At 70.2% G+C, this 20885-nt stretch carries 19 protein-coding genes; 7 read left to right on the forward strand and 12 right to left on the reverse strand.

Translation table 11 applies throughout. The features are described from left to right. Nucleotides 1-68 precede the first annotated feature (68 nt). The 3 genes from ACLJQ7_RS28915 to ACLJQ7_RS28925 form a co-directional block, all read right to left on the reverse strand. Nucleotides 69-713, reverse strand: a complete 645-nt coding sequence (locus ACLJQ7_RS28915) for a class I SAM-dependent methyltransferase (protein WP_410651306.1) — start codon at nt 711-713, stop codon at nt 69-71. A 94-nt stretch (nt 714-807) separates the two neighbouring features. Continuing rightward, the gene (locus ACLJQ7_RS28920) at nt 808-1653 is read right to left on the reverse strand and encodes a class I SAM-dependent methyltransferase (RefSeq protein ID WP_410651307.1); all 846 of its coding nucleotides are present in this window, start codon (nt 1651-1653) and stop codon (nt 808-810) included. A gap of 95 nt (nt 1654-1748) precedes the next feature. Further along, entirely contained in the window at nt 1749-2333 is a 585-nt protein-coding gene (locus tag ACLJQ7_RS28925; protein WP_410651308.1) for a helix-turn-helix domain-containing protein, read from the reverse strand. A gap of 317 nt (nt 2334-2650) precedes the next feature. On the opposite strand from ACLJQ7_RS28925, the gene ACLJQ7_RS28930 reads away from it, so the two are divergent. Further along, the gene (locus tag ACLJQ7_RS28930) at nt 2651-3418 is read left to right on the forward strand and encodes an AfsR/SARP family transcriptional regulator (protein WP_410651309.1); all 768 of its coding nucleotides are present in this window, start codon (nt 2651-2653) and stop codon (nt 3416-3418) included. 62 nt (nt 3419-3480) lie between these two features. On the opposite strand, the gene ACLJQ7_RS28935 is transcribed toward ACLJQ7_RS28930, so the two are convergent. The 3 genes from ACLJQ7_RS28935 to ACLJQ7_RS28945 are packed head-to-tail and all read right to left on the reverse strand — an operon-like array spanning nt 3481 to nt 5398. After that, nucleotides 3481-4251, reverse strand: coding sequence for a hypothetical protein (locus tag ACLJQ7_RS28935; protein WP_410651310.1), 771 nt, complete (start codon nt 4249-4251; stop codon nt 3481-3483). Between the two features lie 35 nt (nt 4252-4286). Beyond that, nucleotides 4287-4679, reverse strand: a complete 393-nt coding sequence (locus ACLJQ7_RS28940) for a hypothetical protein (protein ID WP_410651311.1) — start codon at nt 4677-4679, stop codon at nt 4287-4289. A 5-nt stretch (nt 4680-4684) separates the two neighbouring features. Then, nucleotides 4685-5398 (reverse strand): hypothetical protein, encoded by a 714-nt coding sequence (locus ACLJQ7_RS28945; protein ID WP_410651312.1) that lies wholly within the window; start codon nt 5396-5398, stop codon nt 4685-4687. A gap of 126 nt (nt 5399-5524) precedes the next feature. Between ACLJQ7_RS28945 and ACLJQ7_RS28950 the strand changes: the two genes are divergently transcribed. Continuing rightward, nucleotides 5525-6745 (forward strand): protein kinase domain-containing protein, encoded by a 1221-nt coding sequence (locus tag ACLJQ7_RS28950; RefSeq protein ID WP_410651313.1) that lies wholly within the window; start codon nt 5525-5527, stop codon nt 6743-6745. Nucleotides 6746-6803: 58 nt separating this feature from the next. Beyond that, on the forward strand, nt 6804-8003 hold the full coding sequence (locus tag ACLJQ7_RS28955; RefSeq protein WP_410651314.1) for a serine/threonine protein kinase: 1200 nt from the start codon (nt 6804-6806) through the stop codon (nt 8001-8003). 389 nt (nt 8004-8392) lie between these two features. On the opposite strand, the gene ACLJQ7_RS28960 is transcribed toward ACLJQ7_RS28955, so the two are convergent. The 6 genes from ACLJQ7_RS28960 to ACLJQ7_RS28985 are packed head-to-tail and all read right to left on the reverse strand — an operon-like array spanning nt 8393 to nt 16777. Continuing rightward, nucleotides 8393-10537: a transglutaminaseTgpA domain-containing protein gene (locus ACLJQ7_RS28960; protein ID WP_410651315.1), complete on the reverse strand. Its 2145-nt coding sequence runs from the start codon at nt 10535-10537 to the stop codon at nt 8393-8395. Then, nucleotides 10516-11688 carry a DUF58 domain-containing protein gene (locus ACLJQ7_RS28965; protein ID WP_410651316.1) on the reverse strand — a complete coding sequence of 391 codons (1173 nt, stop codon included), beginning with the start codon at nt 11686-11688 and terminating at the stop codon, nt 10516-10518. Before ACLJQ7_RS28965 ends, ACLJQ7_RS28960 begins: the two co-directional genes overlap by 22 nt. 20 nt (nt 11689-11708) lie before the next feature. Continuing rightward, nucleotides 11709-12662, reverse strand: a complete 954-nt coding sequence (locus tag ACLJQ7_RS28970; RefSeq protein WP_410651317.1) for an AAA family ATPase — start codon at nt 12660-12662, stop codon at nt 11709-11711. Nucleotides 12663-12684: 22 nt separating this feature from the next. Then, on the reverse strand, nt 12685-14787 hold the full coding sequence (locus ACLJQ7_RS28975) for a fibronectin type III domain-containing protein (protein ID WP_410651318.1): 2103 nt from the start codon (nt 14785-14787) through the stop codon (nt 12685-12687). Between the two features lie 29 nt (nt 14788-14816). After that, nucleotides 14817-16109, reverse strand: coding sequence for a sensor histidine kinase (locus ACLJQ7_RS28980; RefSeq protein ID WP_410651319.1), 1293 nt, complete (start codon nt 16107-16109; stop codon nt 14817-14819). Beyond that, on the reverse strand, nt 16106-16777 hold the full coding sequence (locus ACLJQ7_RS28985; RefSeq protein WP_410651320.1) for a response regulator transcription factor: 672 nt from the start codon (nt 16775-16777) through the stop codon (nt 16106-16108). Before ACLJQ7_RS28985 ends, ACLJQ7_RS28980 begins: the two co-directional genes overlap by 4 nt. Nucleotides 16778-16869: 92 nt before the next feature. Here ACLJQ7_RS28985 and ACLJQ7_RS28990 point away from each other — a divergent pair, with 92 nt between their 5' ends. The 4 genes from ACLJQ7_RS28990 to ACLJQ7_RS29005 all read left to right on the forward strand — a co-directional run bounded on the left by ACLJQ7_RS28990 (nt 16870) and on the right by ACLJQ7_RS29005 (nt 20885). Then, on the forward strand, nt 16870-17526 hold the full coding sequence (locus ACLJQ7_RS28990) for a response regulator transcription factor (protein ID WP_410651321.1): 657 nt from the start codon (nt 16870-16872) through the stop codon (nt 17524-17526). Between the two features lie 474 nt (nt 17527-18000). Continuing rightward, a complete protein-coding gene (locus tag ACLJQ7_RS28995) occupies nt 18001-18444 on the forward strand; it encodes an HIT family protein (RefSeq protein WP_410651322.1) in 444 nt (147 codons plus the stop codon). 169 nt (nt 18445-18613) lie between these two features. After that, the gene (locus tag ACLJQ7_RS29000; RefSeq protein ID WP_410651323.1) at nt 18614-19819 is read left to right on the forward strand and encodes an MFS transporter; all 1206 of its coding nucleotides are present in this window, start codon (nt 18614-18616) and stop codon (nt 19817-19819) included. Nucleotides 19820-19844: 25 nt separating this feature from the next. Continuing rightward, nucleotides 19845-20885, forward strand: coding sequence for a polysaccharide deacetylase family protein (locus ACLJQ7_RS29005; RefSeq protein WP_410651324.1), 1041 nt, complete (start codon nt 19845-19847; stop codon nt 20883-20885).

Genomic DNA, 20885 nt, shown 5'->3' on the forward strand with positions numbered 1-20885 from the left:
TCGCCGGCAAATGGCTGCTCAGCCCGAGCGGTGCGGGTTCGCTTTCGACGGCTCTGGCCGCCTCGATCCTATCGGCCGGCGAGCTGCGGCAGCCAGCCCGCGAGCCCCTCGACACCCACCACGTCGAGCACGCTCAGTCCCGCGTCGAGGCATTCCTGACGCAGCTCGTCGGGATGGTGGAAGTAGCTCGTGGTGAACCACTGGGAATGGTCGCCTTCATTGCGATGCCGACCGGAGGCCAGATCGGTGCGCACGATCCGCCGGAATTCCGGATCGAAAAGGAAACCGCGGGCGAGGCCATCGAACAACGAGGCGAAGCGGGAGATCGCCGCGACGAATATCCAGCCGCCGTCCCGAACCGCACGGCGGGCTTCGCGCAAAGCCGTAAGCCGGTCGGCTCGATCGGTGAGGTGATAAAGCGGGCCCAGCCGGAGCGCGGCGTCAAAGCTTCGGTCCGGCACCGGCAAGCTGCGGGCGTCCGCCAGGGAAGCGGTCATTCCCGGCGTCCGGCCGGCCAGTCGCCGGGCAGCGGCGACATGTTCCGGGACGATGTCGAACAGCGTCACCTGGTGGCCGTCCGCGGCGAGCACACCGGTGGCTTTGCCGATGTCAAGCACGCGCTGGGGGCCGTCCGGCAGATGCCGGCGAACGATCTCTTGGCCCTCGTCGGTCGACCGATAGTGCTCGACGATCTCGTGCGGTAGCTCCGTCACCGCACGAACACTACGGTCGAGCACCGGGATTTCCGGTCTTCCGTCGGCGCAACCGCCGGGCGGCCGTTGGTTCGATCAGGCGTCCCGCCGCTCGTCAGGTTCGGCGTGCGGCCCAGACGGTGCGTTCGGTGCGCACGGTCAGGTCGTGGCGGTGCAGGATGCCCTCCGGCCGGCTGGAGTCGAGTAGCCGGTCGAGTGCCACGAGGTCCTCGGGGGTGAGCGTTTCGGCGACGACGCCGCGGACGCGCTGCAGGATTCCGTGCGCGTAGCGGCCGATCGCGGCGTTGCGGGAACCTTCGACGTTCACCGTGACGGTGCGTTCGCCCTCGACCGTGAATCCGGCGGCGGTCAGCATCGGGCCCCAGTCGGCGCCGCGGTGGGGCAGGTGCCCGAAGTGGAGGCGGTCGACCGCGGCGTGGACGCGCTCCTCCAGCCCTGGCGCGCCTTCAGGAGCGGTCTCGGGCAGGAACCGCGGCTGACCGGCGAGTTCGACGACGGCGAACAGGCCGTCGGGGGCGAGCACGTCGTGGACGGCACGCAGCGCGCGGTCGGGCTGGGCCATGTGGTGCAGGGAAGCTGAAGCCCACACCAGATCCGGTGAGCCGAGGTCGGGCCACACGGTTTCGTCGAGGTCCGCTTGCACGGTGCGCACGCGCTCTTCGATGCCCCGTGCGCACGCCTTCGCGAGGACACGCTGCAGGTATTCGACGGAGGCGTCGACGGCAGTGACGTGCGCGTCGGGAAAGCGGTCGATGAGGGCGAAGGTGCCCGCGCCCGTGCCGCAGCCCAGATCCACGATCTCCCGCGGAGTCGTCTTCAGCGGCAGCCATGCGGTGATGGCGGCCGTGTGCTCGGCGAGCACCTCGGCATCCAGGTCGAGGCTCTCCGCCAGTCCATCGGCGTCGTTCGGGTGCTGGCCTGCGTGCTGGGCTCGGTTCATGACTTCACGGTAATGCGACTATGCGCCTGCGGCACGACTTATCCCAGTTTACGCAAGGCGAAGGCCTCTAACGCTGCCCGAGGCGCAAGACATCGTCATTCAGGGTCACCGTCGGAGTCGTTCTCCCGCTGATGACCGCGGCGCGCGTCGCGGTCGTAGATGCCCAAGACGTCGCACGGACCGCCCTCGGCGCCGATCGCGTGCGGCATCATCGTGGGGAACTCGGCGGCCTGGTTGGTCTCGACGCGGATGCGGCGGTGGCCGAGCATGAGAACCGCGGTACCGGACAGGACGACGAGCCATTCGCGTCCCGGATGCGCACGCATGCGAGCCGGGTTCTCGGGCGGCGGCTCGGTCATGCGGTGCCGCACCACGCTCATGCCGGGGTCGGCCTTGATGCTCCAGCGCATCCGGCCGTGGGGTCCGTCGATCGACGGGCTGGTGACCACGTCGTCGGTCGCGGTCTCCACGAGCTGGTCCAGCGTGGTGTCCAGAGCGCGGGCGAGTGTCACCAGCTGGTCCAGCGCGAGCCGGCGCTGCCCGTTCTCGATGCGGCTCAGGGACGACTGACTGAGGTGGGCGCGGGCGGCCAGTTCCTCCAAGGACCAGCCCTGCGCCACCCGCAGAGCCCGGATGCGTCTGCGCACGAGGCTGTCCAGATCCCCATCTTCTTGCGTCATGCGCAAGAGTGTATGCCCTGAAGGCAAGGGTCGGTTAGCTTCGCGCCCCACGAAGCCGCGGACAACGCCTGCGAGGGTGCCGCCAACGCCGTCGCGGCGGCGGAGAACGCCAATTCGCGCGCGCAGGATCTGATCCACGCCGCCCAACAGTCCTTTGTGGACGGATGGCAGCAGGTCATCTGGGCGGGCGCCGTCGTGATGGGCGGCCTGTTCGCCTACGTCGCCGTCCGTGGTCCCCGGAGACTGTCATGAAATCCTAATACCGTGTCGGGCACGCTGTCCGCAGACAGCACAAGCACGCCACGGGGGGACATCCGATGCTCTTCCAGCTCCTCGGACCGATCGAGGTCACCGTACCCGGGCACTCGCCGCTCGCGATCAAGCCGGGCAAGCCGACCACCGTGCTGACCGCGCTGCTGCTCGACCGCGGCAAGTGGGTCGGCGTGGACCGGCTGATCGACGCGGCCTGGCCCGGCCAGGCCGCACCGGCGTCGGCCGCGGGCAACCTGAAGTCCTACATCTGCGGGCTGCGCCGCGCTTTGGCACCGGCGGCGGACAGGGCACGCATCGAGAGCAGGCCCGGCGCGTATCGGATCGTCGTCGACCGCGAGGACACCGACATCGACCACGTCGGCCGCGACTTCGCCGAGGGCCGTGACGCTCTCCGCGAAGGCGACCACGAGCGGGCGGCCAAACTGCTCACCGCCGCGCTGGACGTGTGGCGCGGTACGCCGTTCGAGGGCCTGCGGACCCCGGACGCCCTCGCCGAAGTCGCCCGGCTGGAACGTCTTCACACGCAGATCCGCGAAGACCTGGCCGAGGCCGCCCACGCGCTCGGCAGGCATCTCGACGCGGTCTCGCTCCTGCACGGCCTGATCGACGAAGACCCACTGCGCGAGCACGCCTGGGCGAGACTGGTGATGGTGCTGAACGAAACCGGTCAGCGCAGCGAAGCGCTCGCCGCCTTCCGCCGCGCCCGCGCGATCATCGTGCGGGAGCTCGGGGTCGAACCGGGAGCCGCCCTCACCGACGCGCACCGGACCGCGTTGCTGGGCCACGCCACCGGCTGCCGTCAGGCCGCTTGACACAATCTGCTCGTGAGCGGCGATTCGGGTCCGATCCCGAATCGCCGCTCTCGCGTTCGGCGCTACTTCACCGTGACCGTGGCGCTCGACCAGGAAGAGCCGTCCGGGCTGGACGTGGTGGCCGTCCGGGTCTGGCCGGGCTTCAGGCCCTTGCTGTCCACCGACACGTGCCCGGTACCCGTCCCCTTCACTGGCGCGGGCTTGGCCTGCTTCCGGTTCTCGGTGTTCTTACCCTTGTCCTTGCTGTGCTTGTGCTTGTCGGCCTTGAGTTTCTTCAGCTCGCTCTTCGCCTTGTCCAGCTCGCCCTTGGCCTTCTTGACCTCGTCCCCCGCCTTGTCGATGAGCTTCTTGGCCGTGTCCAGCGAGCCGTTGGCCTTGGCGACGGACTCGATGATCTTCTTCGAGCTCTCCGGCACGACGGGAGCGGGCTTCTCGACCACGATCACCCGGGGCGGGAGCTGGACGCGGCCGTCCTTGGTGACGGCCGCCTTGACCACCGGGTGCCGCGTCTTCTGGCGTTCCACCTTCTTCACCGTCACCGCGGCCGGCTTGATCTTGGCCACCTTCTTGACCGGAACCGGTTTCGCGGCCGGAGCCGCGGGGACCGCGGCGGGCGGCGCGACCTGCTGGACGAGCGGGTTGACCGGGGCGGCCTGCTGCTGCGGGGCGGCGACCGGTTTCGGTGCGGTGGCCGCGGCGGGGGCGGGGGCGGCGGCGGGGGCGGCGGACGCGGTCGCTTCGTCCGTGCCGTCGAAGGCGCCGAATGTCCACGCGCCGACGGCGGCGGTCGTCAGGCCTGCGACGCCGAGCACGCCTACACGCTTGATGTTCATGGGATACCTCGATTTCCTGTTGCCTGCTGTGACGTTCACAGCCGGGGTTCGTCTTCGTGACGGCGTTCGTAGAACTCTTCGGCCAGCGAACGGCCCATCAAGCCGCCGAAGATCCCGGCGGCCACACCGACGGCGATGCCGACAGGGGTGGCGATGACCAGTCCGGTGGTCACCCCGAAGACCAGCGACGCGGTCCCACCGCCGAAGCCGGTGACCGCGCTCTTGCTGAGCGGCTTGTCTTCGTGCTCCAGGTAGTAGTCGTACTCGGCTTGCCCGTCCTCTTCGGTGTCCGGAATGGACGGTCGCTGGTCCAGCCAGGCCTCTTCCGGGATCACCAGATACCGGGGCTGCGGGGTGCGCGGGACGGAGAACTTCCGGAACGCCGCCCACAGCGACAGCGCCGGTCGTTCGGCGCGGGTCGTGGTCATGGCGCTCAGTCCCGGTCGCCGGTCATGATCTTGACCGGCTTGTCGTGATCCTTCAGTTTCTTGGCGCTCTCCCGGAGCTTCTTCAGGTCGTTTTTGGCCTTTTTCAGGTCGTCCTTGGCCTTGTCCAGCACCTTGCTCGCGCGCTCCACCGCTTCGTTCGCCGTGTCGACGGCCTTGGCTTTGACCTGCAGCTGCTCGCGGATCGTGCGCGGAGCCGTCTCGGCCACCGCGGCGCGAACGACGAACTTCTTCTCCGGGAGAACACTCGACAGTTTCGGCGCGACCGTCTTCACCACGCGCGGTTTGACGGCCACCGCCCTCTTCACGACCGGTACCGGGTGGGCCACCTTCTTGACCGTCTGCGCGGTCTTCACCGCCCGCTGCACCGGAGCGGCCTGCTTGACGACCGGGGCCACGGGCGCCTGCGCCGGCACGACCGGGGCCACCACCGGCGGCGGAGTCACCTTCCGCGGCGCGTCCGGCTCGGCTCGCGGCTCAGGCTTGGGTTGGGGCACCGCCTGCTTCGTCGAGGCCGGGGCAGGCTCCGGGACCTGGACGTGGACCTGCTGCGGTTTGGCCGCCTGCGCGGTGTCCTGTACCGGTTTTTCGTCGGGCCGGTCGTCCACCATCGCGTTCGCGGTGGTGGCGCCGATGGCCGCCGTGGCGAGACCGGCGACGCCGTAGACGGCCGCCCGCCGGAGATTGTTCTTCTGCTTCATCCGTCCCACCTCGCTGATCCGTGGCGTCGCTGCTGAGAAGCAGCGTGGCGCGCGAGGGTTCAGTGCCGGTACATCGGCGGTTCATCCGCACTCCCGTGATCGCCCTCTCGGGACTACTCTGCGGTAATGCGACCGGAGGACGGGGAAGCGCTCGGAAGCGGATCGGCCGGCGCCGTCTTCGCCGTGCCGACGGACGAAGGCGACGTCGCGGTCAAGGTGTTCCCAGGCAGGCTGTACGAGCGCACCCGCCTCAGGCTGGAGCAGGAACTGGAGCGGCTTTCCGCGCTGGACGGTCAGGTTCTGGTTCCCGAAGCCATCGAAGACCTGCCCGACGGCCGGTGCGCGCTCCGTAGCGAACTCTGCACCGGATCACTGCTCGATCTGGTCGAGAACACCGGCCCGCTGCCGGTCGCGGACACGCTCGTCCTCGGTTCCGCGATCGCGTCGACGCTCGCGACGGCGCACGAAGCCGGGATCGTCCACGGCAGGCTCACCCCCGCCAACGTCCTGTTCCGCGCGTCGGGTGAACCCGTGATCAACGACTTCGAACGCACCCTGCGTCCGGTGTTCGTCCGCGATCCGGACCACGGGAGCGACTTCCTCGCCCCGGAAGGGCCTCAGGGAAAAGGTGCGGACCTCTACGGGCTCGGTGCTGTGCTTCACTTCGCGCTGACCGGCCTTCCGCCCGGGCCCGACCGGCCGGAACTGCACCGGGTGGACGCGCCGATCGATCTTCTCGCGCTGACCGAGAACCTCCTCGCCGAAGACCCCGGTTCCCGTCCGGCCGATGCGGCGGTGGTCGAGGAGATCCTCGCCGCGCTGGGGCCTGAACAGTCCATTATGGACGAAGAACCACCCGTCGTGGTGTCGGGCGGGATCCAGGGGTTCCCGCTCGTGACCATCGGACCGGAACCGGTATCGGCACCCGTGCCCCGCAAGAAGTCCGCCTGGCCGGTGCTCACCATCGGCGCGGCCACCGTGCTCGCGGCCGCTGCCTGGTTCCTCTACTCCGGTTCGACGGAACCACCGCCGCGGGCCCAGGCACAACCGAGTCCGCCGAAGACGAGCACCAGCCCGAAACCGGCACCACGGGTGGAACTGGACGCACCGATCGACCACGGCTCGATGGTCGAGCTGACCTGGCGGGCACCGCACGGATTCGACTCGGCCGTCGTCGTCGCGGACGGCACCGGTGAGGCCAAGACCATGATCGTCCGGCAGCAGCGGACGATGAAGGTCCCCGTCGATCCCGGCCGGAAGTACTGCTTCCTGATCCAGATCACCGACGGCGGCGGGGTGCAGGAAAGCGCGCCGCGGCCCATCCGGGGCGCGATCTGCCGGAACTGAGCCGGGGCTCTGTTGTACCGTGGACGGGTCCGCGGTGGAGAGGGGATCCGGCCGTCATATGAGCACCATCGTGCCCGGCCCCGGCGATACGGTGCTCAAGGTGTACCCGGGTTCGCTGGACCGGGAGACCCGGGCGGCACTGGACCGGGAACGGGCCGCGCTCTCGGGTATCGCGTCGATTCTCCCGGTGGAGGAGATCGGCAAGCTCGCCGACGGCCGGACAGCGCTGCGCATGCCGCGCTGCGACCGGTCCCTCGCCACCTTGGCCGAACCCCTGCCGATCCAGGACGCGCTGATCATCGGCGAAACGGTCGCGCGGGCACTGTCCGCCGCGCACCGGGCGGGCGTGGTGCACGGTTCGGTGTCGCCCGGGAACGTCCTGATCCGGCGCACCGGCGAGCCCGTCGTCGCCGACTTCGGACTGGCGCTCAGGCGACGGTTCCCCCGTGACCCGCTGCACGGCCTCGAGTTCGCCGCCCCGGAGACCGTGCGCGACCAGACCATGGACGAACGAACCGACCGGTACGGCCTGGGCGCGGTCCTGTACCTCGCGCTGACCGGCTACCCTCCACACAGGACGGTCGTCGGCGAGCAACCCGGCACCCGGATCCACCGCGTGCTGACCGAGCCCGTCGCACCCATCACCCGGCCGGAGGTCCCGGACGAGCTCGTGACGCTCGTCGGCGACCTGCTCGCCAAGGACCCGGAGAGCCGACCGGAAGACCCTGAAGCCCGGCTGAAGCACCTGCACCGGAAACTCGCGGCGGCGCAAGCCGGCATCCCGCTCGACCTGCCCGCGGAACCGATCCTCGTGCTTGAGCCGACCCGCCCGGAGCGACCGCCGCCGGAAACCGCGGCATCGAAGCGCAAATACGGCATCGCGGCCGCGATTCTGGCCGTGATCTGTGGTGCCGTCGCCGTACCGTGGCTCCTGTCCGGCGGCGGGGAGGCGCCCTCGGTGCCGCCTGCCACGACCGCTCCCCCGTCGAGCGGGGTCGAGATCCACCTGGCCCCGCCCGTCGACCACGAAACCTCCGTCGACCTGTCGTGGACGTCGAACGCCGAACTGGATTTCGCGATCATCCTCGCCGAGGAAGGCAGGGCGGAGCCTCAGGTGATCCTGACGCAGCGGACCAAGCAGCGGCGGATCGAGGTCCGGCCGGGCCTGCGGTACTGCTTCCAGATCCAGGGCAGCAGCCCGCAGGGCACCTACGAGAGCGAATTCCAGCCGCTTCGCGGCGCCGTCTGCAAGCCCTGAGCCGGGTAGACGAAGTGCCGTGTCGCTTTCGGTCCTGAGGTTCTCCGGCTTCCGCCGCGCGAAGGTCCGCAGGAGGTTGCGAAAGCCACTTTCGCAACCTTCAACGTTGCGAAAGTGGCTTTCGCAACGTGGTCTCTCCCGCCGGCGGTTTCGCGTGATCGAATGGACGACACACGTGATTGGACGGACGACACGCGTGATTGAGCGGACAACTCGCGGCGGAGCCCGGCCACGCGCGTGTCGTCCATCTGATCACACGCGTCGTCCGTCTGGTCACGCGTGTCGTCCGTCTGATCACGCGTGTCGTCCGTTCAATCACGCGTGTCGTCCATCTGGTCACGCGTGACGTCCATCCAGTCACGCGGGACGTTCGGGGCAGGGGCCTCACCTCAAGCGGCGCGCGGCGGGAACAGGACGCGGACGTTGATCGCCGCGCGCAACCTCGCCGCCCAAGACCGCCGCCTGAGTCCTTTTCGGACGGTCTTCACCGCGGCCCACGCCTCGTGGGTGACGTCCGGTGCCATTCCGGACCACAGCGCGGCGTCGACGGATCTCGCCAGCGAGTGCAGACCCTCCACTGTGGACTGATCGCCGAAGACTCCCGCGGTGGCGGCCAGATCCCGCACGGTCATCCCGGCGGTCACCCGGAGACCGTGTGCCCGCAGCCGGTCCCTGGCCTCGGCCCAGGCACCGATCACCGCCGCCCGGCCTTCCTTGCGACGTCGCCGCCAGGCGCGGAACGCGGTCACCCCGGGAACGCCCGCGCCCCAAAGCACCAGCAGGACCACGAGCCCGACGCCGGCGATGATCGCCGGTGTCCGCCAGTTCCCCGTGCCCGACGCGGTGTCCTCTTCGGACTCCCCGGGCGGCAGCGGCGGGTTCTCCATCTTCTGCACCGGCGGGAGCTGAGTCCGCACCTCCGCGACGGCGGCGGCGATCCCGGTCGCGGCCGAGGATCCGCTTTGCGCGGCGGTGCCGGACGGGTCGAGCGGAACCCAGCCCACCTTGGCCACGGCGACCTCCGGCCACGCGATGACGTCGGCGTTGCGGACCACGTGCGAGCCGTCGGCTTCGGCCCGTTCCGGCGCGCGGTAGCCGACGACGAGCCGCGCCGGGATTCCCTTCAGCCGGGCCAGCACCACGTACGCGGCGGCGAACTGCTCGCTCGTGCCCCGTTTGTCACCGTCGATCAGGAACCGCCGCAGCTGCGGCCAGCCGTGCCCGGTCGGCAGGTCGTCGCCCGTGGCGAGCCGGTAGTTTCCGGCGAGGTACCGCTCCAGCGCGACAGCGGTCTGGAACGACGGCCGCAGATCGGGCGGCAGCGCCCGGTCGGCGAGTTCGCCGATCTCCGGGGGAACCGTGCCGAGACCGCCGAGACCACCCGGGAGCGCGGGATCCGTTCCCGCGCCGATCAGGTCTTCCGGACCGACCTGGGGTTCCCACCAGCCGAGGGTGTAGCGGAAGCTCGGCGACAGCTGTGCGGCGACCAGGGTTCCGCGTGTCTCGTCGACGAGCGCGTCGACCCCGGTGACCGACGCGGGCGACGTCTGGCCGGGGAGCCACGGTCCGGACGGAGCCGTCATCTCGATCGTGGCCTGACGCCTGGCGGCCGGGACTTCCTCTCCCGTCCTTGGCGGGATTTCCGCGCCCAGGCGACGGAAACCCCCACCGGGCAACCAGTTCGAGCCGTCGAACTCGTCCAGGACGGCCAACGGCCAACGCCGGGACGCCGGGGTGTCTCCGGTGTAGCGGAACACCTGTGGCGACGGATTCTTGGTCCGGTACGCGATCTCCGACAGCGGGCTCGCGACCGACTCCTCGGCGAGCGGGACGGATTCGTCGTCCTTCAAGGAGTACGCGGGTCGCGCGAGCGGATCGGCCACGGCCAGCGCGAGCGCGCCGACGACGCCGAGCACCACGGCAGGCGCGACCAGCTTCAGCAACCGGGGCACCGCGGTCCCACCACCGCTGACGAGCAACAGGCCGGCGATGACCGCGTAGCCGACGCCCGTGGCCACCGCGGCGGCACCGGTCACCGCGACGTAGGCCTGGCTCAGCGCCAGGACGAGCAACCCCGGCACGAGGGCGATCAGTGGTCGCCGCAGCCGGTGCAGCAGTTCGATCCCCAGTACGGCGGCGACCAGGACGGCCAGCGGCACGAACGAGATCAGTTCCGGTTCCGGCCGGGCTGGCCAGGTCGTCCGCAGGGTCAGCTGCCAGCCGTCGACGGCTCCGGCGGCGAGCACCGCGAGCGTCTCCCCCGTCGGGATCCCCGCCGCCGTCGTTCCCGGCAGCGCCGTCTCGATCACCGCGAGCAGGCCCGCCAGGACGGCGATCACCGGCCGCCACGGCACGGTTTTCGGGAACCGCCTGCCGAGTTCGGTGACGCCGTAGATCACCAGCACCACCGCGCCGATCGGCAGGAGCAACGCGGTCAGGCCGAAGACCGGCGCGAAGAGCAGCCCTCCGATCGCCGCCGCGGCGAGCACGGCGACGTCCGCGATCCGCGGGGTCACGACACCAGCTCGTTCCATCGGTTCACCGCCTCGGCCGCGTCCGCCGCACTGACCCGCCTGGCACGGGGGACGCCCTCGACACCGTGCACGCCGAGCCCGTCCATCCCGAGGCCGTGCGTGCCCACCCCGAGCACGTACACCGACGAGAAATGCGGCCGGACGACCGCGAGTCCGCGCAGATCCGGCCCGGCCCTGCCGGTCACGACGACCAGGCAGCCACCCCGGACTCCCTTGCGCGACAACGAAACCGGGATCATCGGCCGGTCAGCGGCGGGGTCCTGGCCGACCTCGCACAGCACGTCCAGCAGTCGCCTCGCCGCCTGCGCGCCGCCGAAGGTCGTCAGATCCTCGCCGGTCGAGGTGAGCAGGCGGCAGCGGTGCCCGGCCGTCGCCGCCGCGTTCACCAGTGACGCCGCCAGCTCGGCGGCCTCCTCGAATTCGTTCTCCGACAACACCTTCGCCCGCGTGTCGAGCAGCAGCGTGAATCGCGGGTGATCGGGATCGACGTAGTCCCTGACCATCAGCTGCCCGGTCCTGGCCGTGGCCTTCCAGTGCAGGTGACGGACCTCGTCTCCGACGACGTATTCGCGCACGTCCCGCAGGTCCGCCGAACCGTGCAGCGAATCGTCGGTCGTCGGTCCGTCATGGTGGTGGCGGGGATGACCGGTCGCGAGCGCGCGCACGGGATGCAGTTTCGGGTAGACCCACAGCGTCGCGGTGTCACCGGCGGGCAGAGGGCGGCGGACCAGGCCGAGCGGATCGGCACGCTCCAGGATCAGCGGCCCGACCGTGAACCGTCCGCGCCGCCGCGTCGGCAGTTCGTAGTGATACGTCGCCTCACCACCAGGTGGCAGCGGGCGGACCGTGACGGCCAGTTCGGCGCCGTGTTCCCCGTGCTCCCGCGCCGTGAACCCGGCCTGCCGCCGCGTTCCGGGGTTCCCGACCAGCAGCCGCGCCATCGCCGGACGTCCGCGTTCGACGCGGTCCGGGAAAACGTCGCGCCGCACCGCGACCCGCGGGCGCCGGATCGCCAGCGCCACCCCGGCGAGCAGCGCGCCGACCGCGGCTCCCGCGAGCACGCGCAGCAAGGGGTATCCGGCCAGTTCGCCCGCGCCGTACAGCAACACGGCGGCGACCAGCAATCCGGTGCCGCGTCCTGTGAGTCGCATCCTCATCCGCCGTCTTCGGCTCAGACCGCGTTGATGGCGGGCGCGGGCGTCGCCGCCAGCGCCTCGTCGACGACGTCGGCCGCGGACCGCTGGTTGAGCTCGGCGTCGGCGGTGAGCACCAGACGATGGGCCAGCACCGGTTTCGCGATGGACTTGATGTCGTCCGGGGTCACGTAGTTGCGGCCATCGGTCGCCGCGATCCCTTGCGCCGCACGGACCAGGGCGATGCTGCCGCGCGGGCTCGCACCGTAGCGGACCGCCGCGTGGTCCCGGGTCGCCGCAGCCAGCCGTACCGCGTACGAACAGATCGCGGGATCCAGGTAGGCGTCCCGCACCTGGTCGATGGCACGGCGCAGGGTCTCCAGGTCCACCACCGGCGAAAGTTCGTCCGGGCTGACCCGCGCGCAGTCGCTCATGAGCACCCGGACCTCGGAGTCGTGATCGGGGTAGCCGACGGAGATCCGCATCATGAACCGGTCGAGCTGCGCTTCGGGCAGGCGATAGGTGCCCTCCATCTCGATCGGGTTCTGCGTGGCCACCACCAGGAACGGATGCGGTACCTCGTGCGGCACCGAATCGACCGTCGCCCGCCGCTCCGACATCACCTCGAGCAACGCGGACTGGGTCTTGGGCGTACCGCGGTTGATCTCGTCCGCGAGGACGATATTGGCGAAGATCCCGCCTGGATGGAACTCGAATTTCTCGTTGTTCTGGTGGTAGACCATCACTCCGGTCACGTCACCGGGCAGCAGGTCCGGCGTGAACTGGATCCGGTTCCAGCTCCCGCCGATACTGCGCGCCAGGCAGCGGGCCAGCGTCGTCTTCCCCAGGCCAGGAACGTCTTCGATCAGCAGGTGGCCTTCGGACAGCAAAGCCGCGATCGCGAGCCGGACGACGTCCGGTTTGCCGCGCAGCACGCGCTGCACGTTCTCGGCGACCGCCTTATAGACCCCGGTCGCGGCCGGCTGGTTCATCGTGCCCCCTGTTTCGTGCCCGTCATTTCCAAGTGATCGTCTTCACTATCTCGCCGTAGACCTTGGTATACAGCGTCACGGTGACCCGATCCCCCTTGGCGCCGGGATAGCGGACTAGATCCGTCCCGGTGTTGTGCTGGCCGGTGAGCTTGATCGTGAACTCCTTTTCCCAGCCGGGGCCGGTGACGACGACGGGGAGCGTGGCATTCCAGTTCGCGCTCTCGGTGATCGTCCTGGCGACCAGCCGCACCATCCCGTTTCGCTGCGTCACCTCGATGTCCGGCCGTCCCTCGGGAATCGTCGGATCGTCCCCAGCCGGGCCGTTGCCCGCGGCGCTCATCGCCTCGACGTAGAACCGGAGTTCGGTGCCCACCAACAGGAAATCGGCCACGTGCTGCCGCGCCGACGCCGGGACGGTCGCCTCGCCGCAGTCCGGCGGGTCATGCGGCTGGTCGATGCCCTCGCTGTCCGGGCACCAGTAGATCCGGTAGCCGGTGATCGGCGAGCCGTTCGCCGTCGCGGGCGTCCAGGTGATGAGCGCGCCGCCGTTGCCCTCCGGTTGCGCGGCGACGTTGCCGGGGGCACTCGGCGGCTTCGGGACCACGGGTGTCACCGGAGCGGAACTGGCACCGGGCCCCGTTCCCGCGCGGTTGATCGCGGCCACCGTGAAGACGTACGAGGCACCGTTCGCCAGCCCGGTGATCGACGCCGTCCGCGCGCCGCCGCCGACCGTGGTCTCGCCGCCGGACCAGGTCACCCGGTAGCCGGTCACGGCGGCGCCGTTCGCGGCCGCGGCGTTCCACCGCACGGTCGCGGAGGCGTTGCCCGGCGTGGCCGTCACCGACCGCGGCGCACCCGGCGGGCTCGCCGCGACGGGGGGTGGCTTCTTCGTCGTCTGCGGCGCGACGGGCCGGTCCGGCTTCCCGGCCGGCACGGGCGGTGGCTGGGGCTGAGTGACGGGTCCCCGCGCGTCCGGAGGGTTCCGGGGCGGCGGCGGAGCCACCGGTTTCGGGTCCTGAGCGGGATCGGGAGCGCCGGTCACCGGGACCTCGTTCACCGCGCCGTCGTGCTCCACCACCAGCACGTGGGAACCGTCCACCCCGTCGACGTAGACCTTGGAGTCCTGGCCGCGCACCGGGGGCTTGCCGCCCTCGCCGGGGATCGGTTTCTTGTCCCGCTCCCGGCCGTCACGGTCGAAGGTCCGCACCGTCTTGCTGGTGCGGTCGACCACCGCGACGGCTGTCCGCGAGGCGGCGACGCCCGCGTAATCACCCGGGGGAAGGCCGACGGTCACCGGTGCGGTCTTGGCTTGCGGCGCGGCGTCCACCAGATGCAGTCGCGCGCCTTGCGGGTCGAGGATCGCCACCCGGCCCTCGACGTCGTTCGACGCCGCGACCGCGGTCTCCGGGACCTCGACGCCGAGCTTCACCGGATCGCCGAGGCCGGTGACAGCGACCGTCCGCGCGGTGTCGTCGGTGGTGTCCACGAACATCGCGGTGTCGCCGACGACGGTGAGAGAACCCTTGTGCCCCTGGGGAATCACGAAAGGACAGGACAGCCGCTCCGAGCCGGGAGCCAGCTCGCACAACAGCCCGGTGTCGAGCCGGTGGAGCCACAGCCGCCCGTCCGGGGTCGCGACCGGAGTCCCCAGCGGTCCCCCGGCCTTGACGGTGACGGCATGGTCGCCGAAGCGGCTCACCGTTCCGGCTTCGCGGTAGACGGCGTACGGCCCGCCTCGCACTTCGAGGGTCACCGGACGTTCGGGAGCGGCCGCGGGATGGCTGCCTTCGACCGACAACGTCGATTTGCCGAATTCGACGGTCTTCTTCCCCGGGCTGACGACGTACCCCTGCGTCGGTCCCTGCACGACCTGGCTGTCCGCGCCCGCGCCGGGGACGCTCACTTCGGCGTCCGCCCGCTTGCCCGCCCCGTCGATGTGGAAAGCCTTGCCGAGCAGGGAGTTGTAGATCCAGTGTCCGGTCGGCACCACGTCCAGCCCGGGCAGCGGCTTCGCGGCACCGCCCACGGCGATGCCGACCACCGCGACACAGCCCGCGACGATCAACGCGATCGGAGCCCTTGCCCGCCAGCGCGCCCCGGCGGTCCCCTTACCTGCACGGATCACATCCGGTAGCGTAACGCGTTCGTCCGGCGTCATGGCGTGCTCACCGGTCCCCCCATGGGCAGGGCGAGCTCGAAGATCGCCCCGCCCTCGTCACGGTTGTAGATGCGCAGCGTGCCGCCGTGGATGTCGGCGACCCATTTGACGACGGCGAGACCGATCCCGGTCGATCCGCCGCCGCTGACGAACCGTTCGAACAGTTCCGCCGCCCCGTCCGGATCGACGCCGGGACCTCGGTCGGCGATGATCACCCTGCCGTCGAGCACGGTGACCTGGATGTCGGCCTCCTCGCCGGGCGCGCGGCCGTGGTTCACCGCGTTCCCGATCAGGTTCGCGACCGCGCGCCGCAGCAACGTCGCGTCGCCCTCGACGCGGGTCGGCACGGAGGTGACCGAGATCCGGGCCCCGTCGGCGGGCATGTCCTCGACGACCATCTCGACCAGTTGATCGAGCATCAACGGCCCCATGGCCGGTTTCTCGACCCCGGCGGTGACCCGGGCACGGCTCGGCCAGAGATCGATGATGTCTCCCATCATCGAGGCGAGCCGGATGGTCCGCGGCAACATCTCGGCCTGCGCGGCCGGGTTCCGCGACGCCGTCTCGGCCAGCGCCCTCAAGCCGGCCACGGGCGTCTTGAGGTCGTGCACGACGCCGTCGAGGAGCTGGGAAACGCCGTCCAGCAACGACTTCTGCTGTTCCAGCGCCGCGGTCGCCGGGCGCATGGCGCGGCCCGCGATGAAGTACCCGGCGCCGCCGAGCCCGAGCACCAGGAGCACGCAGCCGCCGATCACCAGCAACGTCCACTCGTCGTGCTGCTCGCCGACGACTTCGGCGTCGGCCACCACGACGACGGCGCCGACGATCTGCTCCGCGGTGTCCTTGATCGGATCGGCGGCGACGTAGACGGACCGGCCGGCGGCCGTCCGCTCGTAGCCGGTCTTCGAGAGGGTCGTGCCGGTAGCCTCGGTCGCGAGCCGGTTCAGCAGCTCGTCGTCGACGGGGACGCACTCGCGCTTGCTGCGATGAGGCTCGAAGCGCGGGGCGGTGCCGGACAGGACGGCGAACTGCGGGCACTGCCCGTTCACCGTGTCCGTGCCGATGTAGGCGGTGACGATCGCGCCGCCGTCCGCGGCGATCAGCCTGGCCAGTGTCGCGGAGACCTGGCGGACGTCGCTGTCGAGCCGCTGCCTGCCCTGATCGGCGTCCGCCTCGATCAGCAACCACGCCAGCACCACCAGGCCGAGCGCGTTCATCGCGGTGAACAGCAGCGTCAGCAGACCGCGGAGCCGTCGCAGCCGCCCTGACGAGGTCTCGGTGTCGGTCACGAGAGCCGGAACCCGACTCCGCGCACCGTCTCCACCGGATCGGGCTCGCCCAGTTTGCGGCGCAGCCGTTTGACGACGGCGTCGACGACGTTGGCCGTGGGTTCGTTCTCGAGATCCCAGCAGTGCTCGACGAGATCCGCTCGGGACACCGCCATCCCGGGGCGGGTCGCGAGGTACTCGAGGATCGCGAATTCGCGGTTGCTCAGGGAGAGCAGCACGCCGCCCCGGCGGACCTCGCAGCGCGCGAAATCGACTTCGAGGTCGGCGTGGCGCAGCACCGGCGGCCTGCTGTCCCGGCGGCGGCACAGGTTCATCACGCGAGCCAGCAGTTCCGCCATCACGAAGGGTTTGACCAGGTAATCGTCCCCGCCGTGTTCGAATCCTTCGATCCGGGCGCTGCTCGAATCCAGCGCGGTCAGGAACAGCACCGGCACCGCCCAGCCCAGCCGCCTGCGCTCGTCGACGAAGCCGATGGCGTCACCGTCGGGCAGCATCCGGTCGAAGACCGCGCAGTCGTGCGCTCCCCCGGTCGCGTCGAGTGCCGCGGCCGCGGCCGCCAGCGAACCGGCGGCGTCCACGGCGAACGAGGCGGCGCGCAACTCGGCGGACACGGCCATCCGGATGTCCTCGTCGTCCTCGACGACCAGCACCCGCGCGTTCATCGGCATCAGATCCTCGCACCAAAGAGGGAGGTCATGGGGTCATCGTGGCAGATTAGCGCCCGAATACGGCCGTCCGGCGACTCGGCTACCTTGGCCGGATGCGGATCCTGGTCATCGAAGACGACGAAGCACTCCGATCGTCCGTGCACTCGTCCCTGCGTTCCGCCGGGTTCGCCGTCGACGCCGTCGGCGATCTCCGTCCCGCGGACGAGGCGCTGTTCGTCAACGCCTACGACTGTGTGGTGTTCGACCGGATGCTCCCGAGCGGGGACGCGCTGGACTACGTCGAGCGGAAACGCGGCACCGGCTGGACGACCCCGGTGCTGTTCCTGACCGCGCTGGGCGACCCCGACCAGCGCGTCGCCGGTTTGCGGCGCGGCGGCGACGACTACCTCGAAAAGCCCTTCGCCATCGCGGAAATGGTGGCGCGAGTGCGCAGCCTCTGCCGCCGCGGCCGGGTCCCGCAGCCATCGGTCCTGCGGGCCGCGGACCTCGAACTGGACACCGGACGGCACGAGGTCCGGCGCGGCGGGGTCCTGCTGGGCCTGACCCGCACGGAATTCGCCGTGCTGCGCTGCCTGCTGGAGAACGCGGGCCGTCCGGTTTCCCGTGACGAGCTCATCAGGGCGGGCTGGGACGAAGTGGCCGATCCGACGACCAACGTGCTCGACGTCCTGCTGACGAATCTCCGGCGGAAGCTGCTGAAACCACCGCTGATCACCACGGTGCCCAGAGCCGGCTACCGCATCGGCTGACCTCGCCGTCCGGACGTCATCGCTGAGCAACCCGCCACCCGTCTCCTGTACCTGGGACCGATACCGCCGTCACCGGCGGCGAACCGGCTCGATGATGACGGACGCCGGTTCATCGCCGGTTCATTCACGGTCGGTCGTCGAGTACGCGCTTGAGGTCGACGTCGGCCGAGAGGCGCGTGCCACCGTAGCCCGGGTCGGCGCCTGGTACGCATTCTTCAGTCGCCTCGTCCTCGCGGACCGCGCAGAGGTGCCGTTCGCGGGATCGACGACCATCCCGTCGACCTGGGGCAACTCGCCCGGAGTCCTTCCCTGGAGCGAATCGGACAGCCCACTATGAAGCCACCGCGTGACAAGTTACCGAAAAGAACGGCACACCCGGTGACCAGGGCATTACCCCCTGACCCGACCGGCGATCCCCCGACAATCCATTGTGGACACTGACCCCGTCCGAGGGCTCACTCTACAGTCGGCGACATGAATGAAACCGACACCCCTTGCGTGTTCTGCGAGATCGCGGCCGGCCGCGAAGGCGCCGGGCGTGTGTTGTTCGAGGACGAGCAGACGATCGCGTTCCTCGACCACACCGCCGTACTGCCGGGGCACACCCTGGTGGTGCCCCGCGCCCACGCCGCGGACATCTGGGGGATCTCCGCCGAGGACGCGGCCGCCGTCATGCGGACCGTCCACTCGATGGCCGCCAGGATCCACGACGTGCTGCGGCCGGACGGGCTGACCTTGTTCCAGGCCAACCGATCCGCCGGCTGGCAGGACGTCTTCCACCTTCACGTCCACCTGGTGCCCAGAGCGACGGGTGATCATTTGACCAGACCCTGGGTCGCGACGGTGAAAGGTGACGACGAGCTGGCGGCCATGCGCACCCTGCTCGCGATATCGCCCGAACGTCGAGTTTTCCCTTGACAGCGAGACCATCGGACCTGCATTCTTAATTAGGAAAGTTTCTTTACTATAACCGGCCGCACCGTCGCGATCCGGTCGAACTGGGGGACAGTTCGCGGCTTTGTCCTATGTGGACAAAGAAGGACTCCTCCTTTGCCATGCCCGCCAGCAGAGAAGGAAGTCAGCCGCTGTGACGCGTCCCGAAACCGCCGTTCGCCGCGCCAGAATGGCCGTGCTGGGCGTTTTCGGGCTGTGCGGGCTGATTTGCGCCGTCTGGAGCGCGTCCCTGCCGTCGATCAACGCCCGGCTCCATCTCGGTGAGGGCCGGATCGGGCTGGTGCTGCTGATCACCGCGCTCGGCTCGATGGCCTGCATGCCGGTGGCCGGGCGGCTGGCCGACACCTGGTCGAGCCGTGCCGTACTGCGGGTGATCGCGCCTGTGGCGGCGCTCGCGCTGCTGGGTCCCGCGCTGGCCCCGAGCTTTCCGGTACTGCTGGCCGCCGCGTTCGTGCTCGGCGGCGCGCTCGGCTCTTTGGACGTCGCGATGAACGGCCACGCCGTCGAAGTGGAAACCCGCTACGGACGCTCGATCATGTCGGCGTTCCACGGTGTGTGGAGCCTCGGCGGAGTGGCGGGCGGCCTCACGATCACCGTCGGCTTGCATCTCGACACGGGCGGCGCGGCGCTGATGGTCGGCGCCGGCCTGGTCGCGGCCGTGTTGTTCCTCTTGCCCGGCAGGCATTTGCTGACCGGCGAGGCACGGCAGGAGGTGGCCGGTGACCCGGTCGTCTCCGCCGGCGGGTTGCCGACGAGCACCATTCTGCTGCTCGGCCTGGTCGCGCTGGCCGGTTTCGTCAGCGAAGGCGCCGGTTACAGCTGGGCTTCCCTGCACGCACAAGGAATGCTCGGCGCGGACCCGGCGACGGCGTCGTTCGCGTACACGGCGTTCGCCGCCGCGCTGACCGTCTCCCGGCTCACCGCCGACCGGATCCGGTCGAAAGTGAACCCGGCGAGCTGGATGCGGTACGCGGGATCGGTCGCCGTGCTGGGGTACGCGCTGGTTCTCGTCGCACCACTGCTTCCCGCGGGACGGCTGGCTTTCGGCCTGGTCGGCTGGGTGGTCGTCGCGGCCGGTCTGGCGACCGTCGTACCGGCGATCTTCAGTGCCGTCGGCGCGGGTGGCGCGAACGTCGGACGCGCCCTTTCCTGGGTGACCACCATGGCCTACGCCGGGCAGCTCGGCGGGCCCGCGGTCATCGGCCCGCTCGCCGACGCCACCTCGCTGGGTACCGCCATGGTGGTGCCCGGCCTGCTCGCGGCGGTGATCGCCGTCGCCGGACCGATCGTCGTCCGGCGGGCGACCGCCAGGCACCTCACCACAGCCGGACTGGAATGAGTGAACGCACCATGGGGGTATATCGATGCTGTACGCCGGAATCGGCTGGACCGCCTCGGGTTTCGAGATCGCGGTCCTCGACGGGAACGGGCACGGTGACCGGCCCGCCGTGCGGTTCCCCGCGGACCGGAGCAAGGAGATCGCGTCCTATCTGAGGGGCCTCGGCGGCCCCGTGACCACGGTCGTCGACAGTACCAACGGCATGCTCGACGGCGGTTTCATGGCCGCCGGCCTGGACATGTACCGCGCCGACCCGGCCGTCCTGCCACCGAGGCCGGGCTTCGGCTCGGTGCCCGCCGCCGAGCTGGCGCGTGCGGCTTGGCGAGATCCCGATTCCCTGGTGCGTTTGGAGATCGAGTCGGGTTCGCTCACCGGGCGTCTCGACGAACACCATGCGGCGATGACTTCCAGTGACGAAGCGCTGGCCGCGATGACCGCGGCCGGGCGCTCACTGGAGCACGGCGACCGGACGCGCGGGCAGATCGCGCTCACGTTCGACGACGGCCCGCATCCTCCTTACACCGGGCGGATTCTCGATATCCTCGAGTCTTACGGGGTCTGCGCCACCTTCTTCTGTGTCGGGCTGAACGCGGGCGCGCGCGGCGAAGATCTGCGACGGATGGCGGAACAGGGCCACGGTGTCGGCAACCACACGTGGTCCCATCCCTATCTTCCGGATCTCTCGGCGGCCGAGCTGGCCGACCAGCTCAGCCGCACCGGCGACGTGATCGCCGAGGCCTTCGGCACCGTGCCCGGGTACTTCCGCCCGCCCTACGGATCACGGACCCCCGCGGTGCTCCGCTCGCTGACGGATCTCGGCGCGCGGCTCGCGCTGTGGGACGTCGACACCGAGGACTGGGCGATGCCCGGCCCGGAGGTGATCACGCGAACCGTGCTGCGGCAAACGATTCCCGGCTCGATCGTGCTGATGCACGACGGTGGCGGCGACCGTTCCCAGACCGTCACCGCCTTGCCGTCGGTGATCGAAGGACTGCTGGCCCGCGGACTCGAGTTCGTCCGCGTCGAAGACCTGGTGACCCCGAACTTCGCGACAGGAGAGAGCTGA

The sequence above is a fragment of the Amycolatopsis sp. cmx-4-54 genome, from assembly GCF_046548895.1.
Lineage (GTDB): Bacteria > Actinomycetota > Actinomycetes > Mycobacteriales > Pseudonocardiaceae > Amycolatopsis.